Source organism: Azospirillum sp. A1-3 (assembly GCF_023806445.1).
Taxonomy (GTDB): Bacteria; Pseudomonadota; Alphaproteobacteria; order Azospirillales; family Azospirillaceae; genus Azospirillum.
Map to the genome: position 1 here is coordinate 345,422 of NZ_JAMSLU010000002.1, position 12,782 is coordinate 358,203.

Annotated in this window: 13 protein-coding genes and 2 pseudogenes; 6 read left to right on the forward strand and 9 right to left on the reverse strand. The window is 62.8% G+C overall.

The genetic code is table 11. From position 1 onward, the window contains the following. The first annotated feature begins 40 nt into the window (after positions 1-40). On the forward strand, positions 41-2,257 hold the full coding sequence (gene recD2, locus M5E06_RS15000) for an SF1B family DNA helicase RecD2 (RefSeq protein ID WP_502801981.1): 2,217 nt from the start codon (positions 41-43) through the stop codon (positions 2,255-2,257). Between the two features lie 255 nt (positions 2,258-2,512). Here recD2 and M5E06_RS15005 read toward each other — a convergent pair whose 3' ends face one another. The 7 genes from M5E06_RS15005 to M5E06_RS15035 form a co-directional block, all read right to left on the reverse strand. After that, entirely contained in the window at positions 2,513-3,787 is a 1,275-nt protein-coding gene (locus M5E06_RS15005) for a DEAD/DEAH box helicase (RefSeq protein WP_252138841.1), read from the reverse strand. 435 nt (positions 3,788-4,222) lie between these two features. After that, positions 4,223-4,522, reverse strand: coding sequence for a DUF6481 family protein (locus tag M5E06_RS15010; RefSeq protein ID WP_252139357.1), 300 nt, complete (start codon positions 4,520-4,522; stop codon positions 4,223-4,225). Positions 4,523-4,602: 80 nt separating this feature from the next. Then, positions 4,603-4,845 (reverse strand): hypothetical protein, encoded by a 243-nt coding sequence (locus M5E06_RS15015; protein WP_252138842.1) that lies wholly within the window; start codon positions 4,843-4,845, stop codon positions 4,603-4,605. After that, positions 4,842-5,159 (reverse strand): hypothetical protein, encoded by a 318-nt coding sequence (locus M5E06_RS15020; RefSeq protein WP_252138843.1) that lies wholly within the window; start codon positions 5,157-5,159, stop codon positions 4,842-4,844. Before M5E06_RS15020 ends, M5E06_RS15015 begins: the two co-directional genes overlap by 4 nt. Before the next feature lie 368 nt (positions 5,160-5,527). Then, positions 5,528-6,256, reverse strand: a complete 729-nt coding sequence (locus tag M5E06_RS15025) for a YsnF/AvaK domain-containing protein (RefSeq protein ID WP_252138844.1) — start codon at positions 6,254-6,256, stop codon at positions 5,528-5,530. A gap of 55 nt (positions 6,257-6,311) precedes the next feature. Continuing rightward, the gene (locus M5E06_RS15030; RefSeq protein ID WP_252138845.1) at positions 6,312-6,710 is read right to left on the reverse strand and encodes a YsnF/AvaK domain-containing protein; all 399 of its coding nucleotides are present in this window, start codon (positions 6,708-6,710) and stop codon (positions 6,312-6,314) included. A 46-nt stretch (positions 6,711-6,756) separates the two neighbouring features. Continuing rightward, on the reverse strand, positions 6,757-7,296 hold the full coding sequence (locus tag M5E06_RS15035; RefSeq protein WP_252138846.1) for a hypothetical protein: 540 nt from the start codon (positions 7,294-7,296) through the stop codon (positions 6,757-6,759). Between the two features lie 345 nt (positions 7,297-7,641). Between M5E06_RS15035 and M5E06_RS15040 the strand changes: the two genes are divergently transcribed. Beyond that, positions 7,642-8,835, forward strand: a complete 1,194-nt coding sequence (locus tag M5E06_RS15040) for a sensor histidine kinase (RefSeq protein ID WP_252138847.1) — start codon at positions 7,642-7,644, stop codon at positions 8,833-8,835. 44 nt (positions 8,836-8,879) lie between these two features. Next, positions 8,880-9,477 (forward strand): annotated as a pseudogene (locus M5E06_RS15045) (exopolysaccharide biosynthesis protein). 124 nt (positions 9,478-9,601) lie between these two features. Here M5E06_RS15045 and M5E06_RS15050 read toward each other — a convergent pair. Beyond that, on the reverse strand, positions 9,602-9,865 hold the full coding sequence (locus M5E06_RS15050) for a hypothetical protein (RefSeq protein ID WP_252138848.1): 264 nt from the start codon (positions 9,863-9,865) through the stop codon (positions 9,602-9,604). A 202-nt stretch (positions 9,866-10,067) separates the two neighbouring features. Here M5E06_RS15050 and M5E06_RS15055 point away from each other — a divergent pair, with 202 nt between their 5' ends. From M5E06_RS15055 to M5E06_RS15065, 3 genes are all read left to right on the forward strand, one after another. Further along, entirely contained in the window at positions 10,068-10,349 is a 282-nt protein-coding gene (locus tag M5E06_RS15055) for a hypothetical protein (protein WP_252138849.1), read from the forward strand. 420 nt (positions 10,350-10,769) lie between these two features. After that, positions 10,770-11,114 carry a response regulator gene (locus tag M5E06_RS15060; protein WP_252138850.1) on the forward strand — a complete coding sequence of 115 codons (345 nt, stop codon included), beginning with the start codon at positions 10,770-10,772 and terminating at the stop codon, positions 11,112-11,114. Between the two features lie 291 nt (positions 11,115-11,405). Then, positions 11,406-11,591, forward strand: a complete 186-nt coding sequence (locus tag M5E06_RS15065) for a hypothetical protein (RefSeq protein WP_252138851.1) — start codon at positions 11,406-11,408, stop codon at positions 11,589-11,591. 68 nt (positions 11,592-11,659) lie between these two features. On the opposite strand, the pseudogene M5E06_RS15070 reads toward M5E06_RS15065, so the two are convergent. Further along, positions 11,660-12,748: pseudogene (locus M5E06_RS15070) on the reverse strand (IS630 family transposase). Positions 12,749-12,782: the final 34 nt, after the last annotated feature.

A 12,782-nucleotide genomic window follows, 5' to 3' on the forward strand; every position in this document is an offset into this window, starting at 1 on the left:
GCTTGTTGATCTGTATGGCTGACGTTGCGCACCGATCCACATGCGGCTGGCCCGGCGTTCAGGATTCCAGCATAATCCCGGCATGAGCGGGCAAGCCATCGTGTCATCGACGGAGTCCCTAGCCGGGCTGGTGGAGCGCGTGACTTTCCACAGCGCCGAGACCGGCTTTTGCGTGCTCCGGGTGAAGGTCCGCGGGCATCGGGAACTTGTCGTGGTGGTCGGCCACGCGGCGATGATTTCGGCCGGGGAATGGATCCAGGCAAGCGGCAGCTGGGTCAACGATCGCACCCACGGCCTCCAGTTCAAGGCCACCTTCCTGAAGGCGACTCAGCCGACGACGCTGGAGGGCATCGAGAAGTACCTGGGCTCCGGCATGATCAAGGGCATCGGCCCGGTCTACGCCAGGAAGCTGGTGAAGGCGTTCGGTGAGACGGTGTTCGACGTCATCGAGGCCGAACCCGGTCGCCTGCGCGAGGTCACGGGCATCGGGCCCAGGCGGGCCGACCGCATCGTCAAAGGATGGGCCGACCAGCGGGCGATCAGGGAGATCATGCTGTTCCTGCACGCCAACGGCGTCGGGACCTCCAGGGCCGTCCGCATTTACAAGACCTACGGGCAAGAGGCCATTCAACTCATCACTGAGAACCCATACCGGCTGGCCCGGGACATCCGTGGCATCGGCTTCAAGACCGCTGATGCCATCGCGGCCAAGCTGGGCATCGAGAAGACGGCCATGGTCCGAGTCCGGGCGGGCATCGGCTATGCCCTGGCCGAGGCAATGGACGAGGGGCACTGCGGCCTGCCGGTGGAGGACCTGGAGAAGCTGGCCAGCGACCTCCTGGAGGTTGGCACCGACTTGGTGGCCGAGGCGCTGACGGACGAGCTTCATGATGGTGCCGTCATCGCCGACCAACTGGAGGGCAGGGACTGCGTCTTCCTGGCCGGGCTGTACCGGGCCGAGCAGGCCATCGCCGCCCGGCTGCGGGGACTTGCGGGCGGGACGCTGCCCTGGCCTGCCATCGACATGGAGAAGGCGCTGGAGTGGGTGGAGGGGAGGACGGGACTGACGCTGGCGCCGAGCCAGCGGGAGGCTGTCCGGCTTGCCCTGGCATCCAAGGTGATGGTCATCACCGGCGGCCCGGGCGTCGGTAAGACGACGCTGGTCAACTCCATCCTGAAGATCCTGGCCGCCAAGCACATCCGCATCCTGCTGTGCGCCCCGACCGGCCGAGCGGCCAAGCGGCTCTCGGAGAGCACCGGAATGGAGGCCAGGACGATCCACCGGATGCTCGCCTTCGACCCGGCTGCCGGAGGCTTCAAGCACAGCGAGGAGAACCGGCTGGAGTGCGACTTGCTCGTCGTCGACGAGACGTCCATGGTCGACGTGCCGCTGATGAACGCGCTGCTGAAGGCGACCCCCGACAGGTCGGCCCTGGTCCTGGTCGGCGATGTCGACCAGTTGCCGTCGGTGGGGCCGGGGCAGGTGCTGGCTGACGTGATCGCATCCGGCGCCGTGCCCGTGGTGCGCCTGACCGAGGTGTTCCGGCAGGCGGCGGCCAGCCGCATCATCGTCAATGCCCATCGCATCAACCAAGGTCAGATGCCGGATCTGACACCCGTAGAGGGTTCGGACTTCTATTTCGTCAAGGCGGCGGAGCCCGAGGACGGTGTCCGCAAGCTCATCGAGGTCGTTCGCAACCGGATCCCGAAGCGCTTCGGCCTAGACCCCGTGCGCGATGTCCAGGTGCTCTGTCCGATGAACCGCGGAGGCCTCGGTGCTCGGTCGCTGAACGTGGAACTCCAGGCGGTCCTGAACCCGCCAGGCGACGTCCGGGTGGAGCGCTTCGGCTGGACCTACTGTGTCGGCGACAAGGTGATGCAGACCGAGAACGACTACGAGAAGGAGGTCTACAACGGCGACCTGGGCGTCATCACCGCGATGGATCCGGAGAACAGTGAACTGCTGATCGACTTCGACGGTCGTGAGGTCACCTACGACTTCGGTGAACTCGACCGGGTGTCGCTGGCCTATGCGACGACGATCCACAAGAGCCAGGGATCCGAGTACCCGGCTGTCATCATCCCGCTGGCGATGCAAAATTGGACGATGCTCAGGCGCAATCTCGTCTACACCGGCGTCACCCGTGGGAAGCGACTGGTCGTCATCGTGGGGCAGCGGAAGGCGCTTGGAATAGCGGTACGATCACACCAGGAAGGGCGCCGGTGGTCAAAGCTGAAGGAGTGGCTTCAGGCATAGAGCAGCCTGACCGATGCAAGAACGTCTTCCTCGTCCCCAGGGAGAGTACGTCCGCTCCGGAATAGCTTGCTTCCGCGAGCAGGGGGGCTGGGCGTTGTCATCCCTATCAGTGGTGACCCCGTTTTGCTGACACTTATCGCGCTGCCCTCCTATTCACAGCCAGACGGCTGCTTGGTGCCGGCCTCGGGGCATGAAGACAAAAAAAGCGCGGTCCTGAAAGACCGCGCTTGATCTGGTCGGCTCGCTCGAACGCGTTTACCAGCGTCCGGCGCGGGCCTGTGGCCTGTCCTGGCCGCCATCGCGCTGCCATGGTCTCGCTCCGCCGCGATTGGCCGGGCGGCTTGCTGGCCGCCCCGTGCCGCCGGAGAAGGAGCGTTGCGGCTCCATGCCGGAGATCGTATGGATCGCCAGCGTCGCACCGGTGAAGCGTTCGATGCGGGACAGCGTCTCGCGATCGGCGCGCGACGCGAAGGACACAGCGATGCCCGAAGCACCGGCCCGGCCGGTGCGGCCGATCCGGTGGACATAATCCTCGGCCGAACGCGGCAGGTCGAAATTGATGACGTGTGTGATGTCGCGCACGTCGATCCCGCGGGCGGCAACGTCGGTCGCCACCAGCAGACGGACTTGGCCGGTGCGCAGCCGCTGAAGGGTGCGGTTGCGCTTGGACTGATCCATGTCGCCGTGCAGGGCGGCGGCGGCATGGCCGGCAGCGCTCAGTTCCTCCGCCAGTGCGTCGGCGTCGCGCTTGGTCGCGGCGAAGATGATCGCCTTGCCGACCTCGCCCTGGCCGGCGAAGTGCATCAGCAGCCGGCGCTTGTGCTCCATGTCGTCGGTGTGGTGCAGGCGCTGTTCCACGTTGATCGCGGTCGCCTGGCTCTGGACAGCGACGCGTTCCGGGTTGCGCAGCAGCTTGCCGGCGAGCTGGCTCATGCGGCGGTCCAGCGTCGCCGTGAACAGCAGCGTCTGGCGGCTGGCCTTGCAGGCGTCGGCGATCCGCTCGACGTCATCAAGGAAGCCCATGTCCAGCATGCGGTCCGCCTCGTCGAGGATCAGCACCTCGACGGCGCTGAGGTCGATGCGCTGCCGTTCGATGTGGTCGAGCAGGCGGCCGGGGGTCGCCACCACGACATGCACCGGGTGCGACAGCATGCGAAGCTGCTCGCCGTACGGCATGCCGCCGACCACGTCGATGATGTTCATGCGCAGCGGCTTGGCGTATTTGCGGGCCGCCTGGGTAACTTGGCTTGCCAGTTCACGCGTCGGGGCAAGCACGAGGATGCGCGGCGCGGCGACTGTGGGAGGGGGCAGTTCGGCAATGCGGGTCAGGGCCGGCAGCATGAAGGCCGCGGTCTTGCCGGTGCCGGTTTCGGCGGTGGCGAGGATGTCGCGGCCGGCCAACGCCGGCGGGATAGCCGCCGCCTGAACGGGTGTTGGCGTGGTATAGCCATGCTCACCCAGAGCCTGGGCGATTTTGGAATGAATGCCGAGATCAGCAAACGTTTGTTCGGAAACGAAATCTTCGGACAAGGAGTGGGACCTTCCACACGCATGACGGCGCAAAGCGGACCACGCCCCCGGTTGGGGAACGGTCAAGCGCCGGCGATCTCGCCAGGAGGAGGTCGAAAGAGGGAGTTGCGACTTGCTGAGGAGCGCGGCAGAGGGCCACGCCAAGAAACCTACCGCGTCTCTCTCAAGAGACGGTTAAGCCTCCAGCGATCAATATCTGTATAATATCACATAACGCTGTAATATCAAGGTTATTCGGTGATTAGGAGCGAAGCCTGACGCTTGTCAGCCATGCGCAAGATTTTACACATTGGCGATGACGACTTGGAGCCCGATGATCACGGCTTTTCTCATCGTCTGTTTTTCATCTCCCGCCACCCGGTCCGGAGACGTTTGGCGTCCGGTCCAGACGGCTTTGGCACCGCTTGAACACCGCCTTCTCGACGCTGCGGACCGTCAGCGATTCCTGGCCCTGCGGGCTGCATAGCGGGCGTCGCGGGCGGCTTTCGCTTCCGCTGGCATGGCCAATTGACGTGCGACCTGCTCGGCGGTTTCCTGGGCCTCCAGCGCCTCGCGGGCGGCCCGCTTGGTTTGTTCCGCTTGCAGGGCCTCCTGCTCGGCAGCCTTGCGGGCGTCGCGCGCCGCGTTGCGCTCGGCCTCGAATCGTGTCCCAGGACGTGGTGTCTGAGTGGGCCTGTGTGCTCTTCGGCGAGCTGAAGCTGCTGATCTACTCGGCTGCGATGTGCAGCGGGTCAGTGTCTGAAGCGTGGCACAGCTCGTTCAGGCTTTCCATGGTCATGTAGGACACGATGTAATGGGCTGAGAGACTCATGAGGTCACAGATCCTTGAGGGTGGTTGCGCCGGCCACGGCGCGGGCCATGGTGAGACGGGTCAGCACGGCTCCCCGCATCAAGCTGGCTTGTCCCGGCGGCGAAAAAGCGGGGGGAAGAAGGTCGGATGGCGTGTCGTGGAACGCGGGATGCCACCGGCGCTCGGCATTCGTCCAGCGCAACTGTTCGCGCAGCACGTCAGCGCCGCGGGGGCATCGCCCTTCAATGGAGCGGAACAGCGGTGTCATGGGCGTTCCTCCGGTGCGTATGTTGGCGTCAGGAAGTCCGGCATGCCTGGAACCGCTGGATGCGATGAGCCGGCAATCGCCTGCGACACTCCGCCGATACCCGCACAGCACCAGCAGACATGGCAGCGTTCCCCTGGCGCCGACTGCGCCAGCACGACGCTGGCGAAACCATCCGCCGCCCGCGCTTCGCGAATGGCTTTAGCAAGCGCATTGGCCCGGTTTGCGCAGGGCGGATAGACGAACCCATCCACACGGACGATCCAGCCGGTGTGGATTTTCAGAATGAAAAAGGCAAGCCTGGTGCGGGTATCCATGGGGCGGTCTCCGATGTGGGCCGGTTCGTGTCGGCGATGGCAACGGCCATGCCGTCCTGATCGAGTCACACCAGGACGGGTCTCGGATTTGCGGACCACAGCAAAAAAGAGCAAGACTGGGGTGGCTTCATTAAATTGGGAATGGTGATCCACAAGACAGTTTGCAATGAAAATTATACAAAAGTCCTGGCTATCTATGATTTATCACCAGTCGACCTTCTGTGCTTGTTTGCTCTGAATTTTCAAAAAAGGGGCGCTGAAAACTCCGCGAAATCTCCACCGCCCCGCAGTTCATTACACCACAGCTCAAGCCGGCTGCGGCGGGAGGCGGCCGGATCGCCGCCCCGTCAGGGTATGCGCGCTTTGGGTCAGCGCTTGTTGCCGGACTTGCCGCCGACGGGCTCCACCTTGACGTCGGTGCGGCGGGCGCTCGCCTCCACGGTCTTTTCCCGTTCGGACGCCGTCTTGGACAACACGACCTCCTCGACGACGCGGGCTTCCTTGGTGATCTCCGGCGTTTCGGAGGTCGCCGTCAGTTCGACGGTCTTCTCGCCGAAGGCGGCCTTCTCCTCGTCGGGGCTCAGGGGGCGGTCAACCTTGCGGTGTTCCACATCCACCGTCTCGTCGCGCAGCGTGACGGTGTCCTTGACCGGCGTCTCGGTGACCTCCGAGGTGAGCTTCATTCCACCCTTGGAGACCCGGCGCTTGCCGATCTCAACCTCCTCCTTCACCGACTGGAGGGTCTCCTGCGCGACGGTGTCGCCATTGCCCGCCTTTTGGGCCAGCTTATGCGCTGCGGGAGCCTCGGGCAGGTCGATGGTCCCATTCTCGTCGAGGATCGCCTCCGCCGCATCGGCGTCCTGGTCAGCGATATCGGCCGCGACCAGGGTATGGCCCTGACGGAGGGCAGCGCCATACTGTTCCGCCAGTTCCTTCTCGAAGCCGTGCCCCAGCAGGCTCAGGGCGGCTTTGTCGGCGCTGTTGGCGCCATCGAAGGTCTCGATGTCCGTTTCCTGGCAGCCTGCGGCGATCAGTGCCTGGAAGGCCCTCTTGGCGGAACCGGTTTCCGTGTAAAGTCCAACGACGATCGTGCTCATGATGTTCTCCAGTGGGATTTCGACTGTTTAGGATTTTTGAAGCGGTCTGGCCCGGTCAGGCCTCTGGGTCGTTCGGCGCGGGATCCTGGTCGATCACCACGTCCTGACGGCGCAACGTGACGTGTTCGGTCATCCTGCGGCTTTCGGTGCGGCGGGTGATCCGGACTTCTTCCACCAGCTTCAGGCGAACCTCCACGATCGCCACCTCCTCGATCACCGAGATGACGGTGGTGTCGCCATCCTGGCGGTTAGGGATCGGACCATCGACGAAGCGTCCGATCGGCACCCGTTCGACCTCCAGCGTCTCCACCGACAGATCGGTTTCGACCGGCTGTTCCCACTCATGGCTGAGGGTGCGGGCGCGGACGGTCCCGGTGACCTGCCGGCGCTTGGCGACGTCCACCTGCTCTTCGACGGTGAGAAGCGTCTGCGGCCCGTTTTCCGAACTGGTCAACGGAGATCCTCCTGCGGTTCCCGGGGCTGCGGTTGCTGGAGCGACGTCAGGCGTCAGGGTTTTGCCTGGCGTCCGGGGTCAGACGGGAGGCAGCCTGGGCGACGCGGACATTGATCTCGAAGAAGGCCAGCCACCCGCCGAGCAGGTAGCGGTTCCCCGCCGTCACGATGTCCTGCGGACCGCGAGCCTGGAGCATGCTGCCCATCATCTCGTTCTGACGCTCGACGGCCTTGTTCATGAAGGAGACGGCTTCGGAAAAGGCCGTTCCATAGCTGGCCATCAGGGCACCGCCGAGTGCCATCGTCCGAGCGCCCCTGTCTTCGACGCCCTGGTTGAACGCGCGCTTGAACCTTTGGCCGGCGGCCTGGACGGTTTCCGGGAAGCCCTGGTTGCCCGAGGCGCCGGGCAGCGTCGGCGGCCAGGGCCTCGGCTGCTGGCCGAAGCCTCGGCCGGCTTTCGGCGCGTGTTCCTCGCTGGCGCTTCGAATGGTGGCGCCCTTCGGCCCATCGTTGCGCGCCACGGTTTCGTCGCTTGCGCTGCGAATGGTCGGGCGGGTCGTGGGAGCGGTGTGTGTGCCGTCGTCCATATCAATTCCATATCTGTTTGGGTCTGGTTTCCGGGAGCGCTGTGCTCGACCTGAATGACTGAAGCTTATATTATGCTGCGACGCAAAATATCAATGTCTCTTGAAATATAAATTGAAAAAAACGGCGATTAATAGCAGAATAAAAAGAAGATGTCCTTTTGATTGTTTAAAAATTGAATTTCTGTGTATATAAGAAGCTCAGGAAAAATCATCGGCGCATCCATTGATATATTTGACTCTTCGAGGGAACGGGCGGCGGAGGGTGCTTTGTACCTCTTCGCCTAGGAAGGCTGCGCTCCGCAGCTATATCCTTTCAGCAGAAACGATTGGACCAAGGAGCGTTGCATGCCCGGTAATTCCCGCGACCAGAAGGACGCAGAGAAGATGGTCAGGGACGAGGAGGCGCGTGGCGGTCCCTTTGTGGTGGCCGCGGAATCGACTCTGATGCCAATGCTGATCGCCGATCCGACCCTGCCGGATGTACCGATCGTCTTCGTCAATGCCGCCTTCATCAAACTCAGCGGATACGCGCGGGAGGAGGTGTTGGGCAGGAGCTATCACCTCCTGTCCGGCTCCGACACCGACCCGGAGGTGGCGCGTGCCATCGACCTGGCGCTGCGCGCCGGAGAGGCCATCGTGCGCCAGGTGCAGCTCTACCGGAAGGATGGAAAGGAGCTGTGGGTACTCCAGCATGTCGCTCCCGTCTTCGAGGAAGACCGCATCCGCTATCACTTCGCGTCCTTTGTCGACATCACCGCGCGCAAGGCGGCGGAAGATGAACTGCGACAACTCAACGAGGAGTTGGACCGCCGCGTCTCGTTGCGCACCGGCCGGCTGGACGAGCTAAACCGCCAACTCACCGCCGAGGTTGAGCGCCGCGTCGACGTGGAGCGGGTGCTGCGCAATACGCTCAATGACAAGGACATGCTGCTGCGCGAGAAGGACGACCTGATGCGGGAGGTGAACCACCGGGTCAAGAACACCTTGCAGATGGCGTCGTCCTTCCTGCGCATCCAGCTAGACGCCACACGGAACCAGGAGCCGGCCGTGCAGGAGGCGCTGCGCAGCGCCGTGGAACGGCTGGACCGCATGGCCGAGATCCACGAGAAGCTCTACCGGGCGCAGGGCCTGCAGGAGATCGAGTTCGGCGGGTATCTGGGGATGCTGTGCCGTGATCTGCTGGCGTCCTTCGAGACCGAACAAGGCCTGCAGGTGGTCTTGGATATCGACGCCGACGAAGCGTTTCTGAAGCCGGACCAAGCCATCCCGCTCGCCCTGATCGCCAACGAGGCGATGATCAATGCGTTGAAATACGCGTTCCCAGGCGGTCGATCCGGCCGCATCGCCGTCTCGTTCCGCCATACCTCGCGCAGTCTTCTGCGCATGGGCATCGCCGACGACGGCGTCGGTATGCCCGAGAACAGACGCTCCGGTTCGCTCGGTCTGACCTTGATGGAGTTGCTGGCCGGGCAGATCGACGGCGGCGTGACCGTCCGGTCCGACAAAGGCACGACCGTCACGGTGTCGATCCCGGCGTGACCGGCCCGGTGCCGGCTGCCGGAAAGGCCAGGAGCGATGCCGCCATGGACCCGGTCATAAACCAGCATATCCCGACATCCGAGGTTCTGCGTGGCTTGCTGGCCGAGGCTCCAGCCGACTGGGTGTCGTTCGGCTGGTTGCTGGACAAACTCCACAAGCGCTCCTTCGGCATCGTTCTGCTGCTGCTGGCGCTGATCGGGCTGGCGCCGGGAACGTCACCGGTCGTCGGCCTGGTGCTGACGATCCCGGCGATCCAGATGATCCTGGCGCGCGAGAGTCCAGCCTTCCCCCGGATCATCGCTTCCCGGCGCTTTTCGACACGGCGTCTGGTCCGTCTGGTCGATCGTGCCGTGCCGGTGTTGAGGCGCATGGAGACGGTCATACACCCGCGCTGGAACTCCGTTCGAAGCAACGACGCGCGTGGTCGGGCTTGTCGTTCTCGCGCTGACAAGTGTCTTCTTCGTGCCGGTTCCCCTGAGCAACGTCGTTCCGGCCGTGACGATCATGCTGATCGCCCTGGCTTATCTCGAGGAGGACGGGGTGTTGCTGGCCTTGTCCCTGACGGCAGCCGCCGCCGTGATCCTGGTCGGGGCTTTCACCATCTGGCAATCGGTCGAGGCGGTCCGGTTCATGGCGTCCTGAGCCGGGAATCGCAACGGCATCGCCGCGGCCTGCCCCGATGGAGCGGTGGAAAATGATCGCGCTCCACATCGAGACAATAAAATCGCGTATGAATTAAGGAGACCAAAGCGGACAGGATTTGCTATCAAATGAGATTTGTTATAAATATTTGATGCCGATCATTGCGATATAAACTATAGCCACCATATTCATTATGAAGCTCGTACCAGGAGGTTGCGATGACACTCAGGAATACGTCGCTGTCAGAGTGGACTGCTTGAGAGCGTGCAGCCTGGGCTTTGTCCGCACCGAAATGGAAAAGTATGGCCAATCTGACACTTGGCATGTCAGTCGGCTTTCTTGCAGGGTTGGCGTTTTCGGGTTTCAGCGGATAGCGTGTCTGCTGCAAGATGAACGTCCTGCAAAGACGACGGCTGCGTTCGACCACCCGGAGAGCATCTGCAGGACGCCATCCGCCGCAAGCCCGTCACTTCGAACGGGCACATCCCGCCTCTTCATCGAGATGCGATTATCGGGTCACTCGTCAAACCGGCGGTCTGACCTGGAAGGTACCTTCAGAAACCGCCGGACACGCATGGGAGCACCGTTCGATGAGCACCGCATTTACCCGCACAACTACCAGGACTGTGACGTTCACCGGTCCCTTCGAATTGAACGGCATGGACGGAGTGCAGCCGGCGGGAAGCTACGTCGTGGAAACCGATGAGGAGCTGATCGACTCGCTCTCTTTCCCTGTGTACCGGCGCACTGCGACCTGGATCCATCTGCCGCATGCCGATGGACGCTCCAATGGAGGGTCGGGCATGGCACAGACAGCGCTCATCGACCCGGATGAACTGGACAGGCTCCTGGCGCCGGCGGTCACTCGATGACGGACTTTACCCATTCCTGGAGGAATTTTCCGGTCTCAGATCACCCGCAACGCCTCCGTGAGACGTCTCATTAGGGCGCGCCCTATTGAGGCGATGCTGTGCGGTGCGTGAGCAAAATGAAGGCCGCCTAGCGGGAGCTGTAGGCGGCCTTCAGTATTGAGCGGGAGGAACGAGCCATAGATATGAACCCAATTGGTTCACTCTCTGAACAATCAGTGATAGCGATATGTTCCCCTGTCCTGAAGCTATAGGCATTAGAGAGTCCGAATGGTACACTTTTACAAGTGAATAGGCATTCCATGACGAGTTGAGTGCGCAGCTGTTGCTGAGAGACAAGATCCCCACTAGACGGAGCTGCGTCGCTCCAATATTTGAAACAAATGGGATCTTTACCGATGGGGATGGGCCATGACAGGTAGAGTGCACATCCTCGTCGCTGAGGACGAAGAACTCGTTGCAATGGCTTTAACGGACGTGTTGGAAGAAGAAGGCTTCCGGGTCACTGTAACTCATAATGGGCAAGAAGCTATAGACGCTGATATATTGGATCCTGCCGATTTATTGGTGACAGATATGCAGATGCCGATCCTTGGTGGGAGAGCATTGATCGAAGCACTGAGGGCGAAGCGCCCCAACCTTCCGATCATTGTTATGACTGGGTACAGCGAAGACCTTCTCGACGATGAGCCGGGCCATCTGGTTGTCTTACGCAAGCCTTTCTCCCTGTCCACGTTGGCTCAACATGCTGAGGCTTTCCTGCGCTGACCCCAGCGGACCACTCCCAAGATTGCAGACAAAGAAAAAGGCCGCTTCCAAGAAGGGGCGGCCTTTAGTTTTGGTTCGGGAGGAAACGAGAACTTGGAAGCAACATGGGCCTCTACAAGTTAATACAATGTGAACGGTGCCACTGTTCTGTGCATATACTACCTTTTTGCGGTCAAGTTTGACCGTCCCTATGGCCGAGACGCTGTCTCGATACCATTTCCTCGAATGCTAAGTACAGGACAGGGCACAGTGACGGGGATGCAGTTGCGCATGGCGCGAGCCGGCTTGGAGATGACAGTGCGCCAAGTGGTGGAGCTTGCCAGCGTGAACGTCAACACCGTCACGCGGATCGAGAAGGGGCACCCGGCCCTATACGACACCCTGCAGAAGATCAGGACGGCGCCGAGTTCATCGGCGGCGACGGAGTTCGGATTCATCGCCGATAGGGCCCTGCAATGGTTTACCGTTGGCCAATAAGCCATGGCTCCGCTATCCCGACGCGGGACGCCTCGACCTCCGCCGTGGCCGCAGCCGTGCGCTACGTACTAGTGGTCCGCGCCTGACGCTTGTTTAGCTTTGTTGATGCTGGCGATGATATGGTCAGGATCGGCGGTCCAGACGAAGCGCTTGGCCGTCTTGTTGTGCTCAGCGATGAAGCGGTGGATGGCGGCTTGCAGATCCACGATACCGCGGAAGCTGGCTCGCCGCAGGCGTCTGGTTGTCAGCTTGGCGAAGAAGCCCTCCACCGCGTTCAGCCACGACGCCGAGGTGGGCGTGAAATGGAAGACCCACCGCGGGTGCTTTTCCAGCTAGGCGCGGACCTTCGGGTGCTTGTGGGTGGCATAGTTGTCCAGGATGACATGCACCACCTTGCCGACCGGCACCGCCGCCTCGACGGCGTTGAGGAAGCGGAGGAATTCCTGATGCCGGTGCCGCGCCGCGCATTGGCCGAGCACGGTACCGTCCAGCACGTTGAGCGCCGCGAACAGCGTCGTCGTGCCATGGCGGGTGTAGTCGTGGGTCTGCGTGGCGGGCTGCCCCTTGGCCAGCGGCAAGCTCGGCTGGGTGCGCTCCAGCGCCTGGATCTGCGACTTCTCATCGACCGACAGCACCAAGGCATGCTGGGGCGGGTCCATGTACAGCCCGACCACGTCCTGGACCTTCTCGACGAACTTGGGATCGCGCGACAGCTTGAAGGTGTGCACCCGATGCGGCTTGAGGCCGTGAGCGCGCCAGATGCGGCGCACGCTGGTGGCGCTCACCCCACTGGCCGCCGCCATCGTGCGGCTGCTCCAGTGCGTGGCTTCGCCGGGCGGCTCCTGGAGCGTCATCTCCACCACACGCTCGACGACGTCGGGTGCCAGGGGTGGGATGCGCGACGGGCGCGTCTTGTCGCGCACCAGCCCGTCCACGCCCTGCTCCTGAACGCGGTGTTGCCAGCGGTGCACGGTCGACAAGGCGACGCCGACCTCCCGGGCAATGGCGCCGTTCAGGCGCATGCCGTCGCTCAGCAGAGTGATCCGGGCGCGCGGCACCAACTTCTGCGGCGTGTTGCCGCTGCGGACAAGGGCCTCCAACCGATTCCGGTCGGCAGGCGCCAGCTTCAGGTCAATGGCCCATTGCGAGACATCCATGCCCCGCAGCCTGCCAGCATCCTTTGTAGAACGT

Bases quoted from the DNA above. Each gene is read 5' to 3' on its own strand.
- M5E06_RS15065 (WP_252138851.1), top strand. From the start codon at position 11,406: ATGACAGTGCGCCAAGTGGTGGAGCTTGCCAGCGTGAACGTCAACACC.
- M5E06_RS15015 (WP_252138842.1), bottom strand. From the start codon at position 4,845: ATGACACCGCTGTTCCGCTCCATTGAAGGGCGATGCCCCCGCGGCGCT.
- M5E06_RS15035 (WP_252138846.1), bottom strand. From the start codon at position 7,296: ATGGACGACGGCACACACACCGCTCCCACGACCCGCCCGACCATTCGC.
- M5E06_RS15025 (WP_252138844.1), bottom strand. From the start codon at position 6,256: ATGAGCACGATCGTCGTTGGACTTTACACGGAAACCGGTTCCGCCAAG.
- M5E06_RS15040 (WP_252138847.1), top strand. From the start codon at position 7,642: ATGCCCGGTAATTCCCGCGACCAGAAGGACGCAGAGAAGATGGTCAGG.
- recD2 (WP_502801981.1), top strand. From the start codon at position 41: ATGCGGCTGGCCCGGCGTTCAGGATTCCAGCATAATCCCGGCATGAGC.
- M5E06_RS15055 (WP_252138849.1), top strand. From the start codon at position 10,068: ATGAGCACCGCATTTACCCGCACAACTACCAGGACTGTGACGTTCACC.
- M5E06_RS15020 (WP_252138843.1), bottom strand. From the start codon at position 5,159: ATGGATACCCGCACCAGGCTTGCCTTTTTCATTCTGAAAATCCACACC.